General features: G+C 69.5%; 20 protein-coding genes and 2 pseudogenes. 9 read left to right on the top strand and 13 right to left on the bottom strand.

Translation table 11 applies throughout. The features are described 5' to 3' along the window. Positions 1 to 6 precede the first annotated feature (6 nt). On the bottom strand, positions 7 to 948 hold the full coding sequence (locus tag ACFRKB_RS21510) for an MBL fold metallo-hydrolase (RefSeq protein WP_383107834.1): 942 nt from the start codon (positions 946 to 948) through the stop codon (positions 7 to 9). Positions 949 to 1,513: 565 nt separating this feature from the next. Beyond that, positions 1,514 to 1,771, bottom strand: coding sequence for a hypothetical protein (locus tag ACFRKB_RS21505; protein WP_383107833.1), 258 nt, complete (start codon positions 1,769 to 1,771; stop codon positions 1,514 to 1,516). A gap of 64 nt (positions 1,772 to 1,835) precedes the next feature. Here ACFRKB_RS21505 and ACFRKB_RS21500 point away from each other — a divergent pair, with 64 nt between their 5' ends. After that, positions 1,836 to 2,201, top strand: a complete 366-nt coding sequence (locus ACFRKB_RS21500) for a hypothetical protein (RefSeq protein ID WP_383107832.1) — start codon at positions 1,836 to 1,838, stop codon at positions 2,199 to 2,201. Here the strand turns inward: ACFRKB_RS21500 and ACFRKB_RS21495 are convergent. The 3 genes and pseudogenes from ACFRKB_RS21495 to ACFRKB_RS21485 all read right to left on the bottom strand — a co-directional run bounded on the left by ACFRKB_RS21495 (position 2,198) and on the right by ACFRKB_RS21485 (position 3,983). Continuing rightward, complete coding sequence (locus ACFRKB_RS21495) at positions 2,198 to 2,674, bottom strand: transposase (RefSeq protein WP_383107831.1); 477 nt, start codon at positions 2,672 to 2,674, stop codon at positions 2,198 to 2,200. The genes ACFRKB_RS21500 and ACFRKB_RS21495 overlap by 4 nt on opposite strands. A 379-nt stretch (positions 2,675 to 3,053) precedes the next feature. Beyond that, positions 3,054 to 3,185: pseudogene (locus ACFRKB_RS21490) on the bottom strand (transposase); the annotation flags it as partial. Positions 3,186 to 3,326: 141 nt separating this feature from the next. Beyond that, on the bottom strand, positions 3,327 to 3,983 hold the full coding sequence (locus ACFRKB_RS21485; RefSeq protein WP_383107829.1) for a MarR family winged helix-turn-helix transcriptional regulator: 657 nt from the start codon (positions 3,981 to 3,983) through the stop codon (positions 3,327 to 3,329). A gap of 203 nt (positions 3,984 to 4,186) precedes the next feature. Here ACFRKB_RS21485 and ACFRKB_RS21480 point away from each other — a divergent pair, with 203 nt between their 5' ends. The 5 genes from ACFRKB_RS21480 to ACFRKB_RS21460 all read left to right on the top strand — a co-directional run bounded on the left by ACFRKB_RS21480 (position 4,187) and on the right by ACFRKB_RS21460 (position 9,915). Further along, complete coding sequence (locus ACFRKB_RS21480) at positions 4,187 to 5,158, top strand: aldo/keto reductase (protein ID WP_383107828.1); 972 nt, start codon at positions 4,187 to 4,189, stop codon at positions 5,156 to 5,158. Between the two features lie 42 nt (positions 5,159 to 5,200). Then, a complete protein-coding gene (locus tag ACFRKB_RS21475; RefSeq protein ID WP_383107827.1) occupies positions 5,201 to 6,379 on the top strand; it encodes a Gfo/Idh/MocA family protein in 1,179 nt (392 codons plus the stop codon). Between the two features lie 237 nt (positions 6,380 to 6,616). Beyond that, the gene (locus ACFRKB_RS21470; protein WP_383107825.1) at positions 6,617 to 7,732 is read left to right on the top strand and encodes an NAD(P)-dependent alcohol dehydrogenase; all 1,116 of its coding nucleotides are present in this window, start codon (positions 6,617 to 6,619) and stop codon (positions 7,730 to 7,732) included. Between the two features lie 48 nt (positions 7,733 to 7,780). Further along, positions 7,781 to 8,863: an MBL fold metallo-hydrolase gene (locus tag ACFRKB_RS21465; protein ID WP_383107824.1), complete on the top strand. Its 1,083-nt coding sequence runs from the start codon at positions 7,781 to 7,783 to the stop codon at positions 8,861 to 8,863. Positions 8,864 to 9,006: 143 nt separating this feature from the next. Beyond that, a complete protein-coding gene (locus ACFRKB_RS21460) occupies positions 9,007 to 9,915 on the top strand; it encodes a TIGR03619 family F420-dependent LLM class oxidoreductase (RefSeq protein ID WP_383107823.1) in 909 nt (302 codons plus the stop codon). Positions 9,916 to 10,075: 160 nt separating this feature from the next. Here ACFRKB_RS21460 and ACFRKB_RS21455 read toward each other — a convergent pair whose 3' ends face one another. The 6 genes from ACFRKB_RS21455 to ACFRKB_RS21430 form a co-directional block, all read right to left on the bottom strand. Next, positions 10,076 to 10,666: an antibiotic biosynthesis monooxygenase gene (locus ACFRKB_RS21455; protein ID WP_383107821.1), complete on the bottom strand. Its 591-nt coding sequence runs from the start codon at positions 10,664 to 10,666 to the stop codon at positions 10,076 to 10,078. Between the two features lie 27 nt (positions 10,667 to 10,693). Further along, a complete protein-coding gene (locus ACFRKB_RS21450; RefSeq protein ID WP_383107820.1) occupies positions 10,694 to 12,133 on the bottom strand; it encodes an aldehyde dehydrogenase family protein in 1,440 nt (479 codons plus the stop codon). 157 nt (positions 12,134 to 12,290) lie between these two features. After that, the gene (locus ACFRKB_RS21445; protein WP_383107819.1) at positions 12,291 to 15,002 is read right to left on the bottom strand and encodes an AAA family ATPase; all 2,712 of its coding nucleotides are present in this window, start codon (positions 15,000 to 15,002) and stop codon (positions 12,291 to 12,293) included. Positions 15,003 to 15,061: 59 nt separating this feature from the next. Next, positions 15,062 to 15,856, bottom strand: a complete 795-nt coding sequence (locus ACFRKB_RS21440) for an LLM class flavin-dependent oxidoreductase (protein ID WP_383107817.1) — start codon at positions 15,854 to 15,856, stop codon at positions 15,062 to 15,064. Continuing rightward, the gene (locus tag ACFRKB_RS21435; RefSeq protein WP_383107816.1) at positions 15,853 to 16,356 is read right to left on the bottom strand and encodes a hypothetical protein; all 504 of its coding nucleotides are present in this window, start codon (positions 16,354 to 16,356) and stop codon (positions 15,853 to 15,855) included. Before ACFRKB_RS21435 ends, ACFRKB_RS21440 begins: the two co-directional genes overlap by 4 nt. Beyond that, complete coding sequence (locus ACFRKB_RS21430; protein WP_383107815.1) at positions 16,274 to 18,094, bottom strand: LLM class flavin-dependent oxidoreductase; 1,821 nt, start codon at positions 18,092 to 18,094, stop codon at positions 16,274 to 16,276. Before ACFRKB_RS21430 ends, ACFRKB_RS21435 begins: the two co-directional genes overlap by 83 nt. A 119-nt stretch (positions 18,095 to 18,213) precedes the next feature. On the opposite strand from ACFRKB_RS21430, the gene ACFRKB_RS21425 reads away from it, so the two are divergent. After that, the gene (locus ACFRKB_RS21425; protein WP_383107813.1) at positions 18,214 to 18,618 is read left to right on the top strand and encodes a winged helix-turn-helix transcriptional regulator; all 405 of its coding nucleotides are present in this window, start codon (positions 18,214 to 18,216) and stop codon (positions 18,616 to 18,618) included. 388 nt (positions 18,619 to 19,006) lie between these two features. Here the strand turns inward: ACFRKB_RS21425 and ACFRKB_RS21420 are convergent, their stop codons facing one another. After that, the gene (locus ACFRKB_RS21420; RefSeq protein WP_463291746.1) at positions 19,007 to 19,903 is read right to left on the bottom strand and encodes a quinone oxidoreductase family protein; all 897 of its coding nucleotides are present in this window, start codon (positions 19,901 to 19,903) and stop codon (positions 19,007 to 19,009) included. A 191-nt stretch (positions 19,904 to 20,094) separates the two neighbouring features. On the opposite strand from ACFRKB_RS21420, the pseudogene ACFRKB_RS21415 reads away from it, so the two are divergent. Next, a pseudogene (locus tag ACFRKB_RS21415) lies at positions 20,095 to 20,463 on the top strand (IS701 family transposase); the annotation flags it as partial. Between the two features lie 160 nt (positions 20,464 to 20,623). Here ACFRKB_RS21415 and ACFRKB_RS21410 read toward each other — a convergent pair. Next, positions 20,624 to 24,481: a CHAT domain-containing tetratricopeptide repeat protein gene (locus tag ACFRKB_RS21410; protein WP_383107812.1), complete on the bottom strand. Its 3,858-nt coding sequence runs from the start codon at positions 24,479 to 24,481 to the stop codon at positions 20,624 to 20,626. A gap of 61 nt (positions 24,482 to 24,542) precedes the next feature. On the opposite strand from ACFRKB_RS21410, the gene ACFRKB_RS21405 reads away from it, so the two are divergent. Then, positions 24,543 to 24,938: a hypothetical protein gene (locus ACFRKB_RS21405; RefSeq protein WP_383107810.1), complete on the top strand. Its 396-nt coding sequence runs from the start codon at positions 24,543 to 24,545 to the stop codon at positions 24,936 to 24,938. Positions 24,939 to 24,943: the final 5 nt, after the last annotated feature.

Below are 24,943 nucleotides of genomic sequence, written 5' to 3'. Positions count from 1 at the left end.
TGCTGGTCAGCCAAGTGCTCTGGGGGTGGGCAGGATTGCTTCCGTTTCAACGGGCTCCCACTCCGTTCCCCTCAGGCGCCCGAAAGCCTGGTCACCGAAGTGGAAGGCGAAACCGATCGTTCCTGGCCGCGCGAGTTCCCCGGCGATGCGTGTGCGCGCCGTCATGACCGCGGCGCCGTCGGAGTCGGGGCGCGACCCCCAGTGCGGATGCGAGATCTGCGCCGGGATATGGAAGACATCGCCGAAGACCACCACGCGCTCGTTGCCGGCAGTGATCACGTACGAGGTGTGCCCGGGAGAATGTCCCGGTGTCACCAGGGCGTGCACGCCATCGAAGATCTCGTCGCCATGTGAGATCGGGGTGTGCGCGTCCTTCATCGGCTCGATGGTCTCCTGAGCCGGTGCGCCGGGAACCGTCTCGCCGCGGCCGTGCGGAGCCCACTCTTCGGCGGAGACCAGGTAGCGGGCCGTGGGGAAGAACTTCTGCGGTGCGAAGGCCCAACCGGTGTGGTCGACATGCAGGTGGGTGAAGGCGACGGTGTCGATGTCCTGAGGGGCGATGCCCAGCGCGTCAAGAGTTTCCGGGAGCGCGCCGGAGTTCGTCTGCCCGAAAGGCTCCTCGGAGACCCCGATCGGCCCGGACACCGGTCCGAGACCCGCGTCGATGAGCAGGCGGCGTCCGCCGCGCTCCACGAGCAGCCCTCCCGCCGACATGGCGAGAAAGCCGCGCTCGTCGAGCATCTCCGGATGCTCCTGCCAGTACTCTTCGGGCACCGCCGGGAAGAAACCCTCCGGCACTATGCCCATTGCTCCATCGACGACGTAGGTGAGACGGGCGTCGCCCAGCTTGAGGGAACGGACGGCGGACTGTTCGTTCAGTGCACCCATGATCTCGTGTCTACCTTCTTGGCGTGCGGAGTTGGCCTGTGCCAGGTACGGGGCGAGCATGGAGTCTGAACGCCTGGCCAGGACCAACTGATTCTCCTCGCAGCGCGACTGCCTGTTCAAGAGGAAGCCCCTGGCCGGATGCATCGCCTGGAGTCAGGGGGAGGACTGGGCCTGGATTCCGCTCGTCGCCGGACTGGCCTGCTCGGTCCCCATCCCTTTCATGGCACGCAAATCCGCGCGGAGGGGGTTTCCCCGGATCACCCGCGGGGACCGGCAGAAGCACACGGACGTCCCTTACGGCGACGAGTCATTCGTGTTGTGGGCGCCGCGGTCCCCGCAGGGCCATCCGCGGGCACGGCTGGCGCGGGCGGACGTTCTGGAGGCGTCGCTCGTGCGGTACAACCCCGAGGGCGAGGCGACCTACACGTACTACCCGGGCACCTACACCCCCCAACGAGTTCACGCCGCTGATCAGGCTGCTTCGCAAACGCCCGGAAAGGTCACGCCCCTGTGGCCACGCGGCGCCCTGCTGGCGGGCACGCGAACCAGCCGGATCATCGACCTCGAAGGCCGGCTGACCGAGGTGACCCGACACCCCGGTCGCCTGCTGCGGCAGATGCGGATCTCACAGGACGCCGGAGGCATCGAGATGGTCGGCGACACGATCGACCTCCGGCGCCTGGACGCGGCCACGGCGGCGCGTTACACCGCCGTGGCCGTACGGCACCGGGCTTTTCCCGAGGACCGGGCGCCGGTGACCGAGCCGGGCGAGGAGTCCCGGTGGATCGTGGACAGCCTCCCGGGTGAAGCGGCGGCGTTCGGCTCCGTCGGCCGACGGTGGTCGCGCCGCGGTGGCGTTCTGGTGCGGGCCCGGTTCCTGCACATGACCCCCACGTACACCTTCCAGGACCACGGGCCGGTCCTCGACACGGTGTTGCGCATCCATCTTGCGGACGGCCCCCCCGTTCGACGCCGCCCGACGGCTGACGGTGCCGATGAACTACCTCGCGGTCCTGCACCGCACGAGGGACGTCATCCTCTACGCCAGCCCGAACGGCAGGTCGTACGTCATCGACTGGGCGCGCACCAATCTCCTCGCCGGCACCACCACGGCCAAGGTCATCGCCCCCGACGGCCAGGAACTCCCCGTGCGGGGACGCCCGGACGTGATCTGGGCCCTGATGAACCTGCCGGCATCCCAGGGCCTTTCGTGCCCGACACCTGTCCTGGATCTCCGCAAGCACCGGATGAGCGCGGTGGCGGGGACGTTGATGGACGTGATGCGGGGCGGGACTTCGGACTTACTCGTCTAGGGCCTGTGGGGAGTCGCGATCAAGGTGTCGGTTGGAGACTGTGAAGCCAGATGACGGTGCCGCGGAGGTGGAGGGCGGCGAGGTAGCTGTCCGGCGTCTTGTCGTACCGGGCGGCGATCCCGCGCCACGCTTTGAGCTTGTTGATCAGGCGTTCGACGGTGTTGCGGTCCTTGTACAGGTCCGCATCGTGAGTGACCGGCCGTCTGCCCCGCCGTCCCCTTCTTCTTCCGGTTGGCCGCCTGGTCCTTTTTCTCCGGGATGACGGCCTTGATGCCGCGTTCACGCAGGTGGGCGCGGTTGGCGCGGGAGGAGTACGCCTTGTCGCCAGCCACCGCGTCGGGGCGGGTGCGGGGGCGGCCGGGCCGGCCGCGGACCCGGACCTTGGCCAGGACCGGGACGAACTGGGGGCTGTCGGCGGCCTGTCCCGGGGTGAGGGTGAAGGCCAGTGGGCGGCAGCGGCGGTCGGCTGCCACGTGGACCTTGCTGGTCAGCCCGCCGCGTGAGCGGCCCAGGGCGGCTGCTTTCAGCCGTGCCCGGCGTCGTCGGTACAGGCGTCGGCGCTCGTCCCGGGGGCGGCTTCGGCCGCATCGCCAGGTTCTGCGGCACCTTGATCCTTTTGTTCCTTGCCGCGGCCCCCCTTTCCTCCGCCGGTGCCTTCTCCAGCGCTGACAGCGTCTTGGTGTCCACCCTCATGCCGGCCGCGTCGTGATGCGCTCTCGTTGTGGTGGAGTCCACGCTGACCAGGGAAAGGTCCACCTGGTCCCGCCGTGCGGCCTCAGCGATCACCGCCTCCATCAGGGCCTGGAAGACGCCCGCGTCGCGCCACTGGCGGAACCGGTCGTAGCCCGTGGACCAGTTCCCGAACTCCTCCGGGACCTCCCGCCACTGGGCCCCGGAGCGAAACCTCCAGATCACGCCCTCGAAGTGATCCCGCAGGCGGTGCGGATACGGGCCGTAGGCGCCTGTCGGGAGCAGCGGCTCCACCAACGCCCATTCGTCATTGCTCAGTTCACGCCTCGCCACACGAGTGTTCCACCAACCGAATGATCACGACCCCTACAGGCCCTAGAACGCCGAGGACCGCGCCGCGGACGTGCTGGCGGACCGCGTGGCGCTGCTCCTCCATCAGTCCGCGGTACGCCTCGGTCCGCTGTGGATCGTCGGTGCTTCGGGCGGAGGCGAAGCCGCAGAGCCCGCGTCGGGATGCTCTCGCTTGATGGCTGCGTCCACTGCGGCACCGATGCGGCGCAGTGCCGCCAGCTCTTGGGGCTCGAGATCATCGATCAGGTACTCGCGGACTGCGGCGACGTGTCCCGGCGCCGCTGCCACGACTACCTCGTAACCGGCCTCGGTCAGCGTCGCAGTGGTGCGCCTTCCGGAACCAGGGATCCGGTTCCGTGCGAGCAGTTCGCGCTTCTCAAGCCGACCGACGACATGGGACAGCCTCGACAGTGACGCCGCCGTTCGCGCGGCCAGGGCGCTCATCTGCATGGTGCGAGCCGGCTGCTCGGACAGGACCGAGAGCACCATGTACTCGAAGAAGGTCAGCTGAGCCTCGCGCTGCATTCGCGCATCCAGCGCAGCCGGCAGGCTGATCATGATCGCGGAGTTGGCCAGCCACGCCGCCAGCTCGTCGCCGTTCAGCCATCGCGTCTCGGCAATCGGACCAGTGGACTTCCTCAAGCCGGAGCTTTCTTCGGCAACCGCCGTCGCCTCGGATGTCGACCCGTTCCGTGCACGCCGGCGGTGCTGGCCGTTCGTGTCATCTGCCGTGCTCGCCATGAGGACATCCTAGACGCACTTATTGACGCGTCAAGTTCCAAACGGTAGAACTTGACGCGTCAAGTTCTCGGCGCTGCCGACCGGGCGCGTAACCGATAGCGGCGCAATGTGCCATCGACGCCGTTACGCACCCTTCTGTGGCGCTGAGGCCCGCCCCACACGGAAACGCGGGGCCGGCAGACAGATTCAGGAAAGGACAACAGATGCAGTCCACGTCGCTCGGCAGGCTCGATGTCTCGCGCATCGGCCTGGGTGTCATGGGGATGTCGGCGTACTGCACCGGCGCCGGTCGGGACGAAGCCGAGTCGATCCGCACCATCTATCGCGCCGTCGACCTCGGTGTCACCCATCTGGACACCGCCGAGGTGTACGGGCCCTACGTCAACGAGGAACTGGTGGGTCGCGCGATCAAGGGCCGCCGGGACGAAGTTGTTCTCGCCACCAAGTTCGGCCTCGTCTCCCACACCGGCCGGACGGGCCCGGACAGCACCCCCGCCAACATTCGCACGGCTGTCGACGGCTCACTGCGGCGGCTCGGAACCGACCACATCGACCTCTACTGCCAGCACCGGGTCGACCCCGGCACTCCCATCGAGGAGACGGTGGGGGCGCTGAGCAAGCTGGTGGAGGCGGGCAAGGTCCTCCACATTGGACTGTCGGAGGCGGCAGCGGCGACCATCCGCCGGGCCCATGCGGTCCATCCCGTGGCCGCTGTCCAGAGCGAGTACTCGCTGTGGACACGAGACCCCGAGGCCGAAGTGCTGCCCACGCTGCGTGAGCTCGGCATCGGACTGGTTCCCTATTCACCGCTGGGACACGGCTTTCTCGCCGGTGACATCCGCACCCTGGACGGCCTGGACGCCGCCGACTGGCGTCGCTCCAATCCCCGGTTCACCGGCGACAATCTCACGCGCAACCTACGCATCGTCGACCAAGTACGCGAGGTCGCCGACGAAGTCGAGGCCACGCCCGCGCAGGTCGCTCTGGCCTGGCTGCTCGCGCAAGGAGACGGCATCGCGCCCATTCCGGGGACGAAACGTATCGACCGCCTCAAGGAGAACAGCGCCGCCGACGGCATCCGACTCACCCCAGGCCAGATCACCCGCCTGGACAACCTGACACCGGCGTCCGGCGAACGCCATGCCGAGCCCGACATGGCCGCCATCGACCAGTGACAAAAGCACGAATTCGCCGATTCGCCCCACGCCATCCGCCGAGTGAGCACTTCGAGCCCAGGCATCAAGCGGCGAACCGGGCGAATCAAACCAAATCTTGCTGCAGTGAAAGAAATGGAACACCACATCATGTCAAGCAATCTCATTCGTGTTGGCATCATCGGCGCGGACACGAAGGCGAGCTGGGCGGGGGCATCGCACATACCCGCGCTGGCGGCACAGCCCGACTTCCACCTGGCCGGTGTGGCGACGCGGCACGAGGAGAGCGCGCGCAGCGCTGCCGCGGCGTTCGGCGCCGAGCGTTGGTTCGCGGACCCCTACGAGCTCATCGGTGACCCTTCGATCGACCTCGTCACCGTCGCGGTGAAGGTCCCGGCTCACCGCGAGCTCGTCCTGGCGGCCCTCGCGGCGAACAAGGCCGTGTATTCGGAGTCGCCGCTGGGCGCGACCGTCGCGCAGACGGAAGAAATGGCTGACGCGGCCGGCTCACTGCACACCGCGATCGGCCTGCAGGGCCGGCTCAACCCTTCGGTACGCCGCGCGGCGGAGATCATCGCTCAGGGACGGCTCGGGCGGCTGCTCTCGGCGCGAGTCGCCGCGACGACCTTCGGCAACGGCCCGGAGTCGGTGAGCGCGTACGAATACTTCGACAAGGCAGCGTCCGGAGCCGGCTTCCTCACCATCGCCGCGGGCCACGTTCTGGATGTGGTCGAAGCCGTTCTCGGCGACATCACCGAAATCGACGCCCGCACCGAACTCCTCTGGCCACAGGTGAAGTTGGTGGACACCGGCGCGATTTCCGTCCGCGAGGTCCCGGATCACCTCGACGCCATCGCCAAGACCGCCTCGGGGGCGCCGGTCGGAGTGCAGATCCTGGCGGGCGTACCCGCCCCCGACGCCCACTTCAGCCTGGAAGTACGCGGATCGGAGGGCTGGCTGAAGCTGACCGGCGACCATCCCGCAGGCGTTCAGGTCGGCGACCTCACCCTCTCGTCGAGCGTCGACTTCACCGCCCCCGACAGCCTCGTCGCCACCGGCACGGGACCCACCGCCGCAGACATCTGGACGGGCGCTTCCATCAACGTCGGCGAGGTCTACGCCAGCCTGGCCCGCGACATCACGAACGGCACCCACCACACCCCGGGATTTCAGCACGCCGCCCACAACAGCCGACTCATCGCCCGAGTCGAACAAGCCGCTCGGACCGGCGTCCGGCACTGACGCCACCACACCCCTCGGCACCGTGCACCACTGCCGGAGCCAGGGGCCCCATGGCGGCAGCCTTCGAGAACCGGGCCGTGACGGATACAGCGACCGATCCGCGAGTACGGGCAGCCGACATAGGTTCGGACCCGCTGAAGGGTTCCGGAGGCCCACAACCCCGATCAGGGAGTCGTTGATGATTTCAGTCCCTTGTCACCATGGCGCTCGCGGCGCTTCGCGGCAGGCTCACGACGTATGACCACCTCCGCGCGCGCCGCCGTTCTCGAAGCGCAGGATGGGCCCTTCGAGTTTCGCGACATCGAGATCGAGGACCCGCGGCCCGACGAAGTACTCGTTCGCATGGTCGCGACCGGAATATGCGCGACCGATGCTCACGTGCGGGCGCAGCGAATAGCGACGCCGCTGCCGGTGGTGCTGGGGCACGAGGGAGGAGGAGTCGTCGAACGCGTGGGGGCCGCTGTCACCACCGTCGAGCCCGGTGACCACGTCGTCCTCTCCTACCACTCGTGCGGCCGCTGCAAGCCGTGCATGTCCTCTCACGCGGCCTACTGTGACAACGTCTGGGCAGCCAACTTCGCAGGTGCCCGTCTGGACGGCTCGAACGGTCTCCACGTCGCCCACGGTACTGAGCCACACGGTCACTTCTTCGGCCAGTCCTCGTTCTCCACCCACGCCCTGACCCACCAACGGAACACGATCAAGGTCCCCCGCGATCTGCCCCTCGACGTCATGGCGCCGCTGGGGTGCGGGTTGCAGACGGGCGCGGGGGCCGTGCTCAAGGCCCTCGCTGTTCCGGCGGGGGCGTCCTTCGCGGTCTTCGGCGTGGGCGCGGTGGGCCTGGCGGCGGTCATGGCGGCACATGTCGCAGGTGCTACCACCATCGTCGCCGTCGACGTCGACGCCGGCCGCCTCGAGCTGGCCCGCGATCTCGGAGCGACGCACCTCGTCAACCCCGGGAAAGTCGAGGATCTGACCGGCGCGCTCCGCGCCGTCGACGAGCGCGGTCTGGAGTACGTCCTCGACACGAGCGGCCGCGCGGAGAACCTCGACGCCGGGGTCGGCGCCCTGGCACCGCTGGGCCGATTCGGCTTCGTAGCGTTCCATGAAGGAGCGGGCGCCATGCTCGACGCCGGCCGGCTCACGCTCGGCCAGTCGCTTCAGGGCATCATCCAGGGAGACGCTGTCTCGTCGCTACTGATCAACGATCTTGCCCAGCTCTATCGAGCGGGCCGGTTTCCCATCGACCGACTGCTGTCCCTCTACGACTTCGGCGACATCAACACCGCGTTCGAGGATGCGGGCTCAGGCCGCGTGACCAAGGCGATCCTTCGATTCACGTCACCGGGATAGACCCACCCGTTCAACAGATTTCCAAGAACACAGAGAGGCGTCCCGTCGATGTGCCAGAGCAGTCAGATACCCATCAGCGTCGAAGAAACTCCGAGTTTCTACGGGATCGACCACTATGGATTCCCTCGCGCGGGGTCGGACGACCCGTTGGACCCCGAGGGGTATTATCCCCCATATTTCCAGAGCGAGCACTTCCAGAAGTACGGCTACCACGTTGAAGAACTGCGCGGCGGCTTCTACTGGGTCACCAGTGCCGGCTACGACGCCGCATTCGTGGTGACCGAGGAGGGCGTGGTCGCCATCGACGCACCTCCGACACTGGGCGAGAACATGCTGGCGGCGATCGAGGACGTCACCGACCAACCGGTGACCCACGTCGTCTACAGCCACTGGCACGCCGATCACATCGGCGCGGCCTCCGTGTTCGGTCCCGACGTCGAGATCGTCGCCCACCGCATCACCAAGGAACTCCTGGAGCGCTTCCCCGACCCGAAGCGTCCCCTGCCGACGAGGACGTTCGACGACGAACTCGTTCTCGAAGTGGGCGGCGTGAACCTGCAGCTCTCCTACAAGGGAGAGAACCACTGCCCCGGCAACATCTTCATCTTCGCACCCCAGCAGAAGGTGCTCACAGCCGTGGACATCGTCAGTCCGGGAAGCGTCACGTTCATGCACTGCGACGCCTCGCAGAACATCTCCGGCTGGTACGAGGCTCAGTCTCAGATCCTCGAATACGACTTCGACTACTTCGTCGGCGGGCACCACATGCATTACGGCACCTACGAGCAGGTGAAGCTGTGCGTGGAGTACTTCGCCGACGTGCTCGAGGGGGCGACTGCGGCGGTCGAGCGGTTCAGCCGCTCGGATGCGCTCGCCGACATCGTGACCGGCACCGGCTGGGACAGGATTTTCGTCGGTACCGAGAACTGGATCAGCTCCATGGCGAACTACACCACCCGCCACGTCCTCGAGAAGGAAACGAGCGACGGCCGGCTCTGGTGGGAACGGCTGGCAGGAGCCACCACCCAGACCAAGTACCACGCGTACACCGTACTGGAATCGATCCGCCTCGAACGGCCCCGACCCGACTACCGCCTGCGGGGCGAGAATCCTCCGGTCTTCCTGACCTGACACCGTCCTGAACAGTACGAGCATCTGCGCGGTGCGGCGGACTCTGTCGATCCGTCGCACCGCGCACAGCTACGTACCGAAAGCCCAAGCTGACGCTTCCCTGTTCTTTCGGTCAAATGACCGTTGCCTCCCCGGGAGTTCACATGCACATCGGTTTCTCGCTTCCTCAGTACGGCGCGATGTCTGACCAGCTCGACAAGCTCGCCGGCTTCGCCCGGCAGGCCGAGGAACTTGGTGCCGACAGCCTGTGGGTGGGTGACCGCGTACTGGCCGCCGTGAATCCGAGCGTGGGCTACATGGGCACGGACACGATTCCGTGGCAGCTGCGCACCATGCTCGACCCGTTCGTGGCGCTGAGCGTCGCCGCGAGCGTCACCGAACGAGTGCTGCTGGGCACATCCACACTCATCGCACCCTGGTACTCCCCATTGCTACTCGCCCGGTCGCTGACCGGTGTCGACGTGGTGAGCGGGGGACGTCTCATTCCCGGCCTCGGAACCGGCTGGTCGCCCGAGGAGTACCAGGGCGTGGGCGTTCCCTGGCAGGAGCGGGGCGCGCGGCTGGACGAGTGTCTGGACGTGCTGGAAGCCGTGTGGACCACCGAGCCCGTCGCGCGACACGAGGGCAGGCACTACGCCTTCCCCGCCGCCCACATCGGGCCCAAGCCGCTCCAGCGCCCGCGGCCCCCGATCTACCTGTCCGGCTTCGCCCCGGCCTCCCAACGCCGGGCGGCCCGCCGCGCGGACGGCGTACTTCCCGTTGCGGTGCCCGTTCGGGGTTCCGCATTCGACCCTGCCACCGTGATCAATCAACCGCTGCAGGAAGTCCGCCGCATCGCCGAGGCCGAAGGCCGCGACCCGGCCGGCATCGACGCCATCCTGAGGATCAACCCCACCACGGAGTCGACCGTGCCGGAGATCGCGGACATCATCCTCCGTACGGGAGACGAGACGGACGTCGACCACGTCTTCGTCGACTTCGTCCACCTGGCCGACCAAGGCGTGGACCAGGCCCTGGAACTACTGCGTCAGACGATGGAACTGTCCCGCTGAAAGCCGCGGCACGGCAAAGTCCTGTCAGCTCACCGTCCTCGTGTCCCGGGGCGGTGAGCTGAGCCTCGAGGGGCGGGAGCCGTGTCCTCGTACGGTGCTCAGCCGCCGGGAACGGGCCCCGTCGAAGCCGCAAGGCGGCGCGGCCCGCCCGGGGGCTGCGTTATCGCGTCGGTCCCTCGCGTGCGGTTGAGGTGGTGGCATAGAGCCAACGGCGAAGGACGAGGGTCACAGTCGGCATCATCAGATACGTCATCAGCGTACTGAACAGCAGCGCGAGAATCAGCACCCGCGCCAGCAGCGGCCAAGCACTGAGCGCCGGCCCCAGAAGACCGTTGCCGATCAGAGAGATCGGGAGTACGGCCGCGAAGGCGGCGAGCGCCATCTTCCACCGAGGCGGCGCCATCGTAGGCGTGTCGTGTGGAGTGGTGAACAAGGTCTCCATTCCGGAGAGTTCGCGACGCGCCACCTCGCTCTGATGATGGCCCTCGCAGTGGTCGAACAGTGCGGCCCGCTCAGGTGATGCCGTCCAGTGCTGCGCGGACTCGTGGTCGCGGAACCGGTGGATCAGAACCCACGGCCCGGCGGCCGTGGGAGGCCGGAACAACCCGTCCCCCAGGTGACCGGGAAACGCTGAGGCGGTGTCGGTCACCCGCCCGAACCACTCCCGGAAGTGCTGCTCGTAGCCAGGCTCCACAGCGCGCGCGGTCAGCAGGGTCACGTCGGTCGGGCCGACGTCGTCCGTCTCGGTCATCGATTCTCATCCCGCCGTCGAGAGCTGTCAGAGCTGTGGTGCCACATGCACGAGGTGCTTGGTCTCCTGGAATTCCTCGATCCCGCGGATGCCGTTCAGACGTCCCACTCCTGACTGTTTGAAGCCGCCTTCCTCGAACTGGTCGTGGACCATGGCCCAGGTGTTGGTCCAAACGGTCCCGGCCTGCAGCTCACGGCCGACGCGCAGGGGGCGGTCGACATCACGGGTCCAGATGCTCGCGGCCAGGCCGAACTCGGTGGCGTTGGCACGCGCCACGGCGTCGGCCTCGGAGTCGAATATCTCGAAGGTGGCGACCGGCCCGAACACTTCGCGCTGCACGATCGGCGAGGACACGTCGGCGACCTCGATCAGGGACGGGCCGAGGAGCGCCCGATCCCGCTTGCCCCGCACGAGGACGGTGGCGTAGTCGGCCGCGGCGGCCACGGTCTGTTCGACCCGTTGGGCGTTTCTTTCGTCGATCATGGCGCCCATCTCGCTGGCGGGGTCGTCGCCGGGCCCGACCCGGACCGTTTCGAGGGCGGCGACGAGCCGCCGCCGGAGTTCGTCGGCCACGCCGCGCTGGACCAGTACCCGACTGCCCGTCATGCAGAACTGGCCCGCGAACATGGTGATGGCCTTGGCGAGCACGGGCACGACGGCGTCCAGGTCGGCGTCGTCGAAGACGAGCATCGGGGTCTTTCCGCCCAGCTCCATGGACAGCGTTTTGAGCGTCGGGGCGGCCTGTTCCATGATCACGCGGCCGACCGCGGTGGAGCCGGTGTAGCTGACCACGTCGACATCCGAGGAGGAGACGAGCTCCGGAGCCCCGGCGTTGCCGCTTTCGGTGAAGACGTTGAACACGCCCGGATCCAGGCTCGGAGTGTCGGCGATGATCTCGCTCAGCACTCCGTTGACCAGACCGGTCTGCGCCGGCATCTTCATGACCACGGTGCAGCCGGCGGCCAGGGCGGGTGCGAAGGATCGCGCCGAGAGGATGACCGGTGAGTTCCACGGCACGATCACCGCGGCGACGCCCGCGGCTTCGCGCAGGGTCATCGAGTACATGCCGGGCCGCACTTCCCCGGCCCTGCCGTAGTCGGTGAGGGAAAGCGCCGCGTGGTAGCGGAGCTTGGGGATGGTGCCTTCGACTTCGAGGGCCGCCTCGGCAAGCACTTTCCCGTTCTCTCGCGCCAGGAGAGTGATCAGTTCGTCCTTGCGGTGCTCGAGCCGGTCGGCCAGTTCGTGCAGCGCTGCCGCACGCCGGTGGCGATCGCGGGACCAGGCGGTGGAGTCGAAGGCCCTTCGGGCCGCGGCCACGGCGGACCTCGCCTCCTGCGCACCGCCGTCGGCGAAGGTGCCGAGCAGGCCGTTGGTCGCGGGGCTGCGTGACTCGCCGCGGGAGCCGGTGTCCTGCCACTGCCCGTCGATGTAGTGGCGCGCGTGGGGCAGGGTTTCGGATGTGGGCATGAGGTGACCTCTCGTCATGCGTCGACCGGCGTTTCGCCGTGGGTCCGCGGGACAACGTCAGCGACGCTACAAATCAGGGCCTGTGAGCGAATCGGGCGGGCAATCCGTCGTTTCGCCGGAGGCATCGCGCGGCCGCCCCATCGCGGCCTCCCTCCGCTCACGGCGGCTCGGAACCGGCGTGGATGTAGCTCAGCTCGGTTCGCGTGTTGATGCCGAGCTTCGCGAACACGTTCCCGAGGTGGTGGCCCACGGTGCGGTGGCTGATCCGCAGCTGTACGCCGATCTCGCGATTCGTCAGCTGTTTTGCGGCCAGCTGGGCGACTCGCTGTTCCTGGGCGGTGAGCCGGCTCACCGCTTTGGTGTCCGAGCTCCCGCGGCGTCCCGGCGGCCCGGTGAGGTCCTGCTCGCGCTGCGCGCGATTGTGCAGCGGCTCGGCCCCGAGCCGGTCGAACGCCTCCAAGGCGGCGCCGATCTGGACACGCGCATCGATCCGCCGACGGCCCCGCCGCAACCACTCGCCGTAGGACAACTGAGCGCGCGCGTAGAGCAGCGGGTGGGAACGGGCGCCCGGCACGTCGAGTGCGGCCCGGAAGGCACCCTCGGCCCGGGCGCCTCCGAGGAGCCCGCGCGTGACGTGCGCGGCACAGCGGGCCCACGGCGCTCCCGTGCGCCGCGCCCAAGCTTCGAGCACCCGTACCCGTTCGTCCGCGAGGTCGCTTCTTCCGACGCGCACGGCCGCCTCGGCTGTGTCGAGAGCGGCCAGGAGCGCGAAGGTCGGGTGCTCCGCGCCATGGCCCGGCTCGGTCAGGTGCACCAGGATGTCCAGTGCTTCCTCGGGACGCTCGTGAAACAGCGAGGCCATACCGCGGTTCCAGTACGCGGCCGCGCTCAGCGCGCGGACGCCCTGCGGGAGTGACGTCTCCAGTGTTCTGGCGGTGGCCTCCGCGACGGCGCGCTCGTCACCACGCGCGGCGGCGAGCCAGCCCAGGCTGGTGCGGCAGTGGGAGGCGATGTGGTCGGCACCCAGGTCCTGGGCCAGCCGCAGTCCCTCCGTGGCCGAGGACTCTGATTGCGGCCAGCGGCCGGCAGCGTTGTCGAGCATCGCGGTCTGGGCCAGGACGATGGCGAGTCGAGCGCGCTCGCTGCGCCGCCGCAGGTCCGGTAATCGGCGGCGCAGCGCATCCACTATCGGCTTGTCGATCCCCCAGGCCAGGGCGAGGGGTGTCGGTGGCAGCAACGGCAGGATGGTCGTACGGGCCCGCGCGGCAGCGTCGCCGGGGTCGGGGGTGTCTGCCGGCGCCGCGTCGGCAGACACGTCGTCGCTCCACCAGGCCAGCGTGCCGGGTAATCCGGTCCGGCCCTCGACGTCGCCTTCGAGCAGCAGCTCCAGCGCCGTGTCCCGCAGGTCGCCGCGTCCGACGGACCAGGCGGCGCGCATGGCCAGCGTGCCCAGTTCCAGCGCCGTTCCCGGTTCCGAGATGCGCTTCATGTCGTTGATCAGGAAGTGGTGCGCCATTTCGGGCATGCCTCGGGCGAACTCTATGATCCCCCGCAGACCCCGGCTCCGCCGGGCGACGTGAGCACCGGGGGCCAGCCGTTCCGCGTCATCGAGCAGGCGCTCCGCCGTGGCTGCCCACCCGGCGTCCCAGGAAGCCCTGGCCGCCTCGGCAAGGCGTTGTGAAGCGTCGATCGGTGCGGCCGACAGTTCGGCGGCCCGCCACCACGCCCGTGCCGCGGTCTTCGTGGCCCCGCGGAGTCGGGAGCGGGCCGCGGTCCGTTCGAGGAGCCTCGCGACGTTCTCATCGCGGTCATGGGCCATGGCGGCGAGATGCCATGCGCGCTCCTCCGCCTCGTCCGGCATCGTGGCGGCCAAGGCGCGGTGAGCCCGGCGCCTCGTCGCGGCACCGCAGCCCTCGTAGACGGCTCTGCTCACGACGGGGTGCCGAAAGCCGACGCGGTTGCCCGCCACGTGGAGCAGGCCCGTGTTGGTCACTTCTTCCCAGGCGGCGTCGCCGGCACCCGACGCACGGCCGGCACGCTGCACCGTGAGCCGGTCGCCGTGTTCCTCGGCCGCCGCGAGCACGGTCAGCAACTGCGCCGGAGGGCTCAGGGCCTCGATCCCGGCACGGAAAGCCCGCTGCAGGCGCGGCCCGACGGGCGGTCGTCCTCGCTTCCGGCGATGCTCGGCGTCGTCGAGGTCGCCCCCGAGCGTGGCCAGTTCGTGCAGCGCCAAGGGGTTGCCCCCGGCCTCCCGGACCATGTTCCGCGTCGTCGCCTCGTCGGTGAGCGGCGCCACGGTCGCCAGAAGCTGCCGCGCGCTCTCGTCGCTCAAGCCGTCGACCCGCACGTCGGCCACACCTTCCCAGGGCCGGACGGCCGGATCGCTGTGATCGGCAAGCACGACCACCACGGGATGCGCCCCTACGCGTCGAGCAACGAACCCCAGGCACAGCGCGGTGGCCTCGTCGAGCCACTGCCCGTCGTCCACCACGACGAGCACAGGCTGCCGCTCGGCGAGCCCGCAGAGCAGCGACAGCACAGCCGCCCCCACCACCAGGCGGTCCGTCGGCTCACCGCTCAGCCCGAGCGCGGCACGCACAGCAACAGCCTGGGCCGTCGCCAGCAACTCGACACGATCGGCCAGCGGCCGCAGCAGCCCGTGCAGCCCCGCGATAGCCAGGTCCGACTCGGGCCGGGTGGCCGAGTGGCTCAGCCGGACGAAGTCCGCGGCCTGGCCGTGCACGTAGCGAAGCAGAGCAGACTTGCCGATACCCGGCTCGCCCCACAACACGAGCGCGCCACCGCTCCCGCCGCGGGCCTGCGAGAGAAGCCCGTCGAGAACCGCGGTCTCCTCGCGGCGTCCGAACAACTCCGCCCGCGCTGCCGCTGTCGCAGCTCTGTCACCGTGCCCGCCACGCGCCAACCGCATCACGTCACGCGTTCGGACTGGACGAGTTCGCGGGCGCGCGGCGCGACCTCGTGACCGAAGAGGTTCAGGTCGGCAGGCTCGTCCGAGGCAAGGATGAACCCGGATACGCCATACTGCAGGGCGAGGTCGGCGATCTGTTCGGCCCAGTCGCCGGGAGCCCCCTCGAACAGCCCGCCGCCGGCGCAGGACGTGAAACGGCCGCTCAGGTTGAGCAATCGGCTGACCGCTGCGGCCTCGCGGCCGGCGGCGGAGGCGGCCTCGTCAATCTGCTCGTTCATCGCGCGCAGCGATGCGGGGCCCTTGGGCAGGAATCCCAGGGAGGGCAGCCAACCGTCGGCGATCTTGCCCGTCAGCCGGAGCATGCGCGGCTTGTAGGCACCGATGCGGATCGGGATTCGATGGGCGGGCGCCGGCCCGCGCTTCGCGCCGTTCGCGGTGTAGAACTCCCCCGTGACACGGAGGGGACCGGTCTCGTCGGTGGCCCACAGCCCTCGGATCACGTCCACGGCCTCCTCCACCGCCCGAACGGCCTGGGCCGGCTCGAGCCGGCGGCCTCCCATCGCGACAATGCCGTCCCAGAACGCGCCCGCGCCGATACCCAGTTCGACTCGCCCGCTGGTCAGCCGGTCCAAGCTCGCGGCGGCGCGGGCCAGCACGGCCGGGGGCCGCAGCGGAAGACTCAGCACGAGGCCGGCCCTCTCGGACGTCAGGGCCAGCTCGACCGGCGCCTGAGGCGGGCTGGCGGTGGGGGTGATGAAACTGCCGAACCACAGTTCGTGGCCGTAGTCGCTCATGGGGTGCTTCCTCCGGGGTGGTTCGCGGCGGGCGTGAGAGCGAAGTTGTCGCCGAACACGCCATCCGGGTCGTAGACGTTCTTCAGCTCACGCAGACGTGAGAGGGTCCGTGGGGGCCAGGCCTCGGCGATCCGCTCGGGCCGGAGGCTGGACTCGAAGCTGATATAGAGGCCATCGAGGATGGGGCTCAGCTGGACCCAGCCCCTGTCGACCACCTCGTCGGCACCGCCCATCACCACGAGCGAGAAGTTCGCGTCGCGGTGGGCGTAGGCCGTGGCGTCCGCGGGAACATCGGCGACGGCGCCGCCGACCGAGCGGAGCTGGAACCATCCGATCGCGCCGCTGCGGATCACGCGAGCTGCCGCCGCGGCGAACTGCGGGGTCACGTGCCGGAGCAGACCGCTGCGTGAGACCGGTTCACCGTGGGAGACCGGTGGGTCGTCGCTCGCGTTGTCCATCACGGCCGCGTAGGAGGTGATGACGATGTCCTGGGCGTACATCGCAGAGATCGCGGCCAGTGGCTCCAGCCGGGCGCGCACGGTCTCCGGGTCCGAGGAGTCGACCATGGTGCGGCTCACCGCCAGCGCTGGTCGCCCGCCCCGCGGGGGCGGCACGATGACGAAGCTGGGGAGGTCCCGCGGTGAGTCCTCGACCGCCCGGCCCCACTCGACGAGGTGGCGCTCGAGGTCGCTCGCGCCCTGGGTGAGCTGGGCGAAAGCGACCGCACCTACGTCGTCGGCCTCGAACTCGAAAGCAGTGACGATCCCGAAATTCGCGCCCGCCCCCCCGAACAGCCCAGAAGAGATCAGGGTTCTCCGAATCGCCGGCCCGCACGACGGAGCCGTCCGCGAGCACCGTCTCCACGGCCCGCAGGCGGTCGATCGTCAGACCGTGCCCGCGCGCGAGGTACCCGATGCCCCCCGCCGTGGTGAGGCCGCCCACCCCGACGCCCCCGTAATCACCCGAGCTCAACGCCCAGCCGTAGGGCTCCAGTGCGGCCGCCACCTCGGCCCAGCGCGCACCCGGTCCGATGCGCACCCGGCGTGTCTTCCTGTCGAGCACCTCGATCGCATTCATCAGTGAAACGTCGATGACGATCCCGCCGTCATTGGTGGAGCGGCCGGAGACCCCGTGCCCGGCGCTTCGCCGAGACAGGGCCACGCCGGGATGCCGGCGGGCGAAGGCGAGCGCCTGTGTCACCTGCTCGTTCGTCGCCGCCCGCAAGATGATCCCGGGCGCACCACCGCGCAGGTATCCGGACCGCAGCCGGGCGTAGGCCAGATCACCGGGCTCAACGACCTCGGCCATCCCCGGCGGAGCGCCCTCGTAGTCGATCCCCGGCCGGCGCCTGGCGAGCACGCCGGACCGCCGGACCCGCGCGCCCGACCATCCGCGAGGAAGCACCGCGTCCACGGCCGCCCGCAGGGCCGGTGCGACCTCGCTCGCGAAGCCTGCCGCGACGTCTCGCTCCTCGGTGTCCAGCACGATGGTGCCCACCCCGTGTTCGACGACGAGTGGCAGCAGGTCGTTCACCCAGTCCGCGGCGGTCCCGGTGAACTTGCCTGTCCGCTCGCCGAAGCCACCGCGGATCGTGACCCGTCTGCGGATCTCGCGGGGATCGCGGCCTGCCCCTCGCGCCGCCTCGTCGACTGCGCGGTCGCCCTGCGTCAGCGTGGGGGCGTCGCACCCCGTCGACCACTCGTCAGCCTGCAGTCCGACCAGCCGGAGCAGGTCTTGGTTCTGGCCGTCCACGGAGATCGGCACGTCGCGCGCGGGCGCGGCCTTCTGAGTTCCCGCAAGACGGTAGAAGCGGCCGGTGAACCGGCCGAGGCCACGGTCGAGGACATTCCACAGCTCGCGAACGACGGCGATCGCTTCGCCAAGTGCCGCGACCGAATCGGCTGTCCCGGATGCGGCGGCTGACGGGCCCGCTTGGAGAGCCACTTCGACCCTGCCTTCGGTGAGCTGATCCAGGTTTGCGACGGCTCGCGCGAGCATCGCCGGATGGAGGGTGGCGGGGCGTGCCTCCAGCACCAGTCCGAGAGAGACCGTCGCCCCGGCGACCCAGGACGCCACAGTCGACGGTTCGAGATCGTCGCCAGCGGTTCCGGCCGAGATGACCAGCAAGTCCAGTCCCCACTGCTCGGCCAGGCTGACCACTTCGACCAACCGGCCGGGCCCGCAGCCGGCGTCAGAAGGCAGGTGCAGCCCGAACCTCAGCGCATGCCCGTAGTTCATTGCGCGTTGTGACAGGCCGAGTGTGCGTTCATGGCCCAAGGCTGCACGGCGATGATCACAGGCAGCAAACGGGACATGACCAGGTCATCAGAAGCGACACGCTCTAGTATCATGACCGTATGACCAGTCCTCGACAGCCCGATGAGGCCTCCGCTACCGCGGGGCAGAGCCGCCCGGAAGTGGGCTACGAACACATCGACGACGACGTGTGCCGTAGTTTTCAGCGCTCGGTCGAGACCGTGGGCAAGAAGTGGAGCGCCGCGGTGCTTCTGGCGGCGATGCGGGGCGCGCGCCGATTCGTCGACTACCGAGCGCGGATCCCCGGAATCTCGAACCACCTTCTGTCCCAGCGTTTGCGTGAGCTCGAGGGCCACCAACTCATTGAGCGGCTCGTGGTACCGACGACGCCGGTCCAGATCACGTACCGGCCCACCGAACAAGGCGCCAGCCTGATGCGTGTTCTGCATCCACTGATCGAATGGAGCGCCAAGAACGAAAAAATGGACGTTGATTCCTCCAGCTAGAGCTCACTCTCGCCCGCCTTGGCGGCCCGTGGGCGAGCAGGGTCTGGAAGGCCCTGAAAGCGAGTAATCTCCGGACGCGAACGGCGTCGCTGGACGAACTCGACCTCGACCGGGCACCTGATGACCTGCGGCAGTTGGTCGTACCGCTGGATCGATACCTGACACCGTTAGTCGCCAAAGCGACCCGGCCTTAGCTGGGTCCTCAACGCTTCCTTGTGCGTCAGTAGCCGCCGGCATCGCGCCCCGAGCCCACCCGACCGCAAGCTTGCAAGAAGGTTGAGAAACGGGTCAGCGTACCGCCCACGAACCCGATCCGGTTCGTACTCGAGTCGGTGATTGCGCGGGCGGCCGCTCGCGGCATGGCTTCCACGGTGCGGACAGGAACGGGTTACGGAACCAGGACGATCTTTCCCGTGGTGTGGCCGGCCATGATCTTGCGGTGGGCAGTGGCGGCCTCGCGCAGAGGGTAGCTGTCCGCGATCACGATGCGCAGGCGGCCGGCTGTTGCGGCTTCCGTGAGCTGCAGGCGGGCGGCTTCCCGGATCTCGGTCCCGGGATCTGCGCCCGGCACACCACCCAGGAGCTTGATTCCCGCGCGAACCCCGCGCTCGTGGCCCGCAATGGTGGCGATACGCAAGCGGTCCGGCACGAGCTCCACGGAGACGTCTACCGCCTCCTCGGTGCCTACGAGATCGGCAGCCGCGTGCACGCCCTCCGGCGTCACCGCGCGCACCCTGTCCGCCAGTCCCGGCCCGTAAACGACCGGGATCGCTCCCAGCTCTTGCAGGAGGTCGTGCTTGGCCCGGCTCGCCGTGGCCACAACCGTCGCGCCGCGTGCCACTGCGAGCTGCACGGCCACGAGACCGACGCCTCCCGCGGCACCGTGGATCAGCACCCTCTCGCCCTTGCTCAAGTTGATCGCTTCAAGCGTGTGTACGGCGGTGACCCCGGCGGCCAGCAGCCCGCCGGCCTGCTCCCAGGACAGGGCGACAGGTTTCGGCACCACGGACGGGGCCGGCACGACAATTTCGGCGGCGTAGGCACCCGGTGCGGAGTAGGTGATCACTTCGTCACCCACTGCGATCGGACCTGCGGGACCGATCGCGTCGGCACCGACCGCTGTCACCACGCCCGCCGCCTCGACACCGAGCCGCACCGGCAGTCTCTCCGGATCGGCACCGAAGGCACCGCTGTATGACTTGTAGTCGAAGGGATTGACGCCGGCCGCGCGGACCGTGATCCGTACCTCGTTCGGCTTCGGCTCTGGGACGGCGACATCGATCACCGACAGGACCTCAGGGCCGCCATATGCGCCCGCCACTACTGCAATTGTTTCGCTCATACGAGAGGACAACAGTTGCGCGAGGTGCCCCATTCCTTCGGTCCAACGGGACCCATCACCCGGGCCAGGCACCATGCCAGAAGACTGTTGTGAGGCCGTGCATGCCCTGACCCGCACCGGCCGGAGCCAACCGTTTGACGGCCGATGCCGCCTACGGCTACAGCAAGAGCTGGCGGCACGAACTCGAACAGGCCGACAGCTTCCACGTCATGGCCACCACCCGGCACGACACCGTCGTCACACGCTGGGCCATCGACCACCCCGTCCGCGACCTGTTCCCGGAACTGTCCCGGCAGAAGTGGAAACGCCGCTCGTGCGGCAACGGCGCCCACGGCCCGCGCGTGTTCGACTGGGCCCGCGTCGAAGTCCGCCCCTGGCACCGGCCCGACCGGCAGCACTGGGCCTGCCTCACCGTCCTGCGGGCCGGCGAGCTGGACACCGGGAAAGCAGAAACGGATCCTCCCAGCTCATACCCCTCAGCCTCCCCGAACTCCGACACCTGATGAGCCGGCTCACCCGGCCCAGCCCGAGCATCGAGCACGTCCTGCACTGGTCCAACTGACGCCGCCGCAGACAACACCAGGCACGCCCCAGCCACTACAAACAACGAGGCCACACACCACCAGAAACCGACCCACCGTCACACAAAAGACCGTTGCAGTACTAGGGACCCGCGTGCACCTGGCAGGCCCACAGGCTCGGCGTACGGGGATACGTGTCGCGCAGCGCGCGTACGGTGATGTGCAGGGCTTCGGCTGTCCGGCCGACGTCCAGCGCGCCGTCGCCCGTGCTCAGCGCCTCGTACACGCCCTGAGCGACACCGGCTCCGATCGTGTCGTCGACGTGCCACAGCGAGCCGACGACATGGGGGAAGCCCGCGATCTGGAGGGCGCTGACGATGTGGACGGCCTCGTCGGCGAGTTCGGGGCTGGTCCGCAGGGTGTCACAGGCGGAGAGGTAGGCGAGCCGCACCGACGGCAGCCGGAGCCGCGCGAGGTCGCGGACGGTCAGTGGGCGTTCGGTGTGATCGTGCAGGACGAGCCGGCTGCCGGACGGGTGCTCAAGATCCCCCAGGGCGTGGCAGGCGAAGTGCGCGTACGCGTACCGGGGCAGGGCGGCGAGCACGGCGGAGTGGGTGGCGGTCGCGCCGGTCAGCACTTCGGGGCCGGGCAGCAGCCGGGCAAGGTGTTCGGCCTCGCGGTGCGCGGCGGGCAGTGGCGCGAGACCGTCGGCGTCGCCGACCGCGACGATGAGCGCGCCGGTGCCCGCCGGGCGGGCGACGCGTTGCCTGGCGTGGTGCAGCGCCCGCAGAGTCGGTGTGTACGAGGAGACGACGAGGTCCAGCGCACCGGGCGCACCCTCCTGGGGCGTCGCGGCGTGCAGTGGCAGGGTGCCCAGGGCGCCGCCCGGCGACCACCACACCCGGGGCAACGGTCCTGTGGTGGCGGCCGGGATGCCCAGATGGCCGAGGACGGGGCCGGTGACCGTCTGCCACAGCCAGGCGAGCGTGTCGCGGACGACTCGCTGCGCGCGCAGCGACTCGGTGCGGGAGGCTCCGGGCGTCTCGATACGTAACAGCGCGCCCTGGAGGGCCTGCCGACGGGCCGCTGTCGTCCGTGGGTCCAGCCCGGGGAGCGGTACGGCGTCGATGGCGCGCTCGGTGACGACCAGTGCGTCGCTGCCGTACGGGGAGACGTTGACCAGCACCACCGGGCCCGCCGCTGCCGCCGCGCGCAGTTCCCGCTCGTCCCACTCCCGCACCGGCCGCAGCAGGCCGAGTTCCGGGTGCTCGGCGCGGATCCGCCCGGTCAACTCCCGCCATTCGGCGGCCAGTCGCTGCCGCAGATCGGCGCGGGTGTCGGGGCCGTAGGGTCCGTGCGCGTCGCCGAGGGGGCCTTCTCCGAGGAACTCCCGCCCCCGGCTGTCGGTCGTCGTGTCGAGGGCCTCACGGAGTTCCTCGAAGCGGGCGGCGAGGTGCGGGGCGGTCTCCCGGAGCCGGGTCAGATCGCTGTCGGTGTCGAAGGCGTGGGACAGCAGCACACCTCTGGCCTGTTCGAGGAGTCCCACCGCCAGCTCGGGCCGGCCGCAGCGCACCGCGCAGGCCGCCGCCGCGGCACCCAGCCCGACGGTCCCGCCCAGCAGGAACTCCTGGTCGTCGCGGACGAGATGGCGCGGTGCGACGGAGTGCAGCAGGTCGACCGCCACCGTATAGCCGTCCAGGGCGCCCGCCCAGTCGCCGAGATCCGCCCGGACCGTGCCCCAGGACCGAGCGGCGTCCAGACGCTGGGAAGGTGCGCAATGTTTTTGCGAGGCCGCTTCCTGGAACACCTCGGCCGCCTTGATCAGGTCGGCTCGACGGCGGCCCGACCCCCGGACGACCAGGGCGTGGCCGAGATTCGCGAGTCGCAGGGCACGCCGGGGATGGCTGGGCGGAGTGGCCTCGACCGTCCGGCGGAACAGCGCGGCCGCCTCGTTCCGGGCAGACGATGACCACAGGTTCCGGGGGCTCAGGAGGCGCGAGCCCGCGGCCACCGCCAGGGCCCCCGGCAGTTCGGGGGAGTTCACGGGCAGCGCCGCGATCACCGAGTCGGCCAGCTTGCGCGCCTCGCGGGCGTCGCCGAGCCGGTACGTATGCGTACAGCGGGCCATCAGGGCGACGGCGAGGTTGTGGCGCCGACGGGGCAACAGCGGGTCGCCTTCCGGGGTGAGGGCGAGTGCCTCCCTCAAGAGCCCTACCGCCTCGTCGAGTTGACCGTCCGAATTGACCGCACGTGTGAAGTTCGTCATCAGACTGATCCCTGCCGTGCCCAGCAGCGTCGCGTGGTGCGCGCGGCCCAGACCGGGCAGCGCCGCCGCCCGGCGCGAGCACTCCTGAGCGTCCCGCAGGTCCGCGCCGTCATCGGTCAGCAGGTGCCGCAGCCCCAACGTCATGCCCAAGTTGATCAGCCGCACGCCGAGCATCTCGTGCCCATCGGCGGTGAGTGCCACCGCCTCCCGCTGAAGTCGTACCGCCTCGTTCAACTCGTCCGGGTTTCCCGAGCGCTCGTAGCCGCTCTTCAGTACCTGGCCGAGATCATTGAGAGCCACGGGCCGCTCCGGGTGATCCTGCGTCAGGAGTGCGACGGCCTGCCGCAGGAGCCGCAGCGCCTCGGCGAGATCTGTCCTGTTTCCTTCTGGATCGCGCTCGTACCGGGCGTACCGGGCCATGGCGGGACCGAGTAGCTGTGGCGCGGTGTGAGACGTCGCCTCCGCGGCCGCGGCGGCCGCGTCGGAGAAGTGTGTGATCGCCGTGTCCAGCTCAGCCGGATCGCCGCCGATCAGGGTGAAGCGGGCGCGCCGCGCGTTGCCCAGGACTCGGCCTATCGATGCGCTCTGCTCCGAGTCCCGGGACACTCGGAGTGCCTCGGTCAGCACGTCGACCGCCTCGTGCAGGTCGTCGATCCGGCCGGTGCGCTGAGTCCTCAGTACGAGGGCGATGCCCAGGTTGAGGCCCGCCGCCGCCGGTCCTTTCGGGTCGTCGGGAGCGGCCCGGCGGAAGAGATCCACCACCTCGTCGCACTCCTCGCCCGTGCTTCCTTCTCGTTGCAGGAGCAGCAGCAACGCGCTCCCCAGGACGCTGAGACAGTGGGCCAGATGCGGGCTGTCCGGGGGCAGTTGGGCCAGTACGTCACGCGCGATGCCGACCGATTCGTGCAGGTCCTCCGGGTCGTACGACTGCCGGTACCGCTCCAGGAGTTGGATGCCCAGATCGCTGAGGGCGAGGAGCCGGTCCGGGGAGTCGTTCGGGATGCCCTTGAGGATACGGTGACCTGACTGGACCGGATCGACGGGCAGGTCCCCGAATGGCCAGGTCATCCCGGCGAGGGTCAACGCCCAGGACAGACCGTCCAGCCGGACCGTGAACGTGGGGTCGTCGTCAGGTGTCGCGAGGACGGCGAGGCTGCCGTACCCGATCGCGGCGGCGAGGCTTATCTCGCGTGAGGGTGTCATGGCGTCGTACCGTGCGGCCAACTCGTAGAGCGCGAGGACGTCTTCGGAGGCGTCCGGCGGCGGATCGCGCCGCTGCCCCTCCGCGGCGAGTACGAACGCGGCACACTCGGCCGCCCACTCGGCGGGACCGTCGGCGTTCGCAGGGTCGGGGCGCGTGACAGGGTTGAGATGTGCGAAGCTCGCCGCCAACTCCGGGGGCACGAGGCGTGGATCAACCATCCACACCGGAAAGAGCAGCGTTCCGGCCATGCTCCCGTGGATGCGGCTGTGATCCGCCGAGTCGTGCGTCGAGTCCTGCGTCGAGTCGTGCGCCGCGCGGGCGCCGCAGAGCCAGCCGACCGCGTGCCGGGCCTCCATGTCCGTCCTCATGTCGGCGGTCCGCAGCAGTGCGCGAAGTTCGGCATCCGCCTCGTCGCCGAACACGGCGTCCCTGTTCACACGCCCGTCCGCGGTCACGGACCGCGAGACGCGCTCACGGATCGCCCGGACCAGCCGGTCCCGATCATCCCGCACGTTGCCGAACTCTCCCATGCCGACTCCGCCACCGCCGCGACCACCCTCAACCGCAGTCGTTCTGCGGCATACTTGACGCATGACGGTACAGCCCGACGGCTCCGCGCTCGCCCAGCGGACAGCGGCGCTGTGCGCCCTGCTCGGCTCGTCGGACCAGGTGCGGCGGCTGCCCGGCATCCAGGCGGCGGCCGAGCGTGCGCTGACGCTGCTGCGGTCGGGCGCGGACGCCACCGTACTGGCGGCCTGCTTCGACGACCTGGACCACGTGTTGCGCCAGGCCGGGGACGCGCGCGGGCTGCTCAACGGATCCCGAGGCGCCACCACGCCAGGCGTCGCGACACACATCAGGGTGGCCGTGTGCCCGGGACCGGCCCGCTGCGGCCGACTGGAACGGGCCCGCGACCTGCTGCCCGCGCCGCACTGTGCCATCCACGACACTCGTATGCACAAACGGCGCCTGCGCCCCGACGAGTGACCGCC

The sequence above is a fragment of the Streptomyces scopuliridis genome (genome assembly GCF_042790125.1).
Lineage (GTDB): Bacteria > Actinomycetota > Actinomycetes > Streptomycetales > Streptomycetaceae > Streptomyces > Streptomyces scopuliridis_A.
Note: the sequence above shows the minus strand (reverse complement) of the source record. Positions and strands in the feature narration are given on the sequence as shown.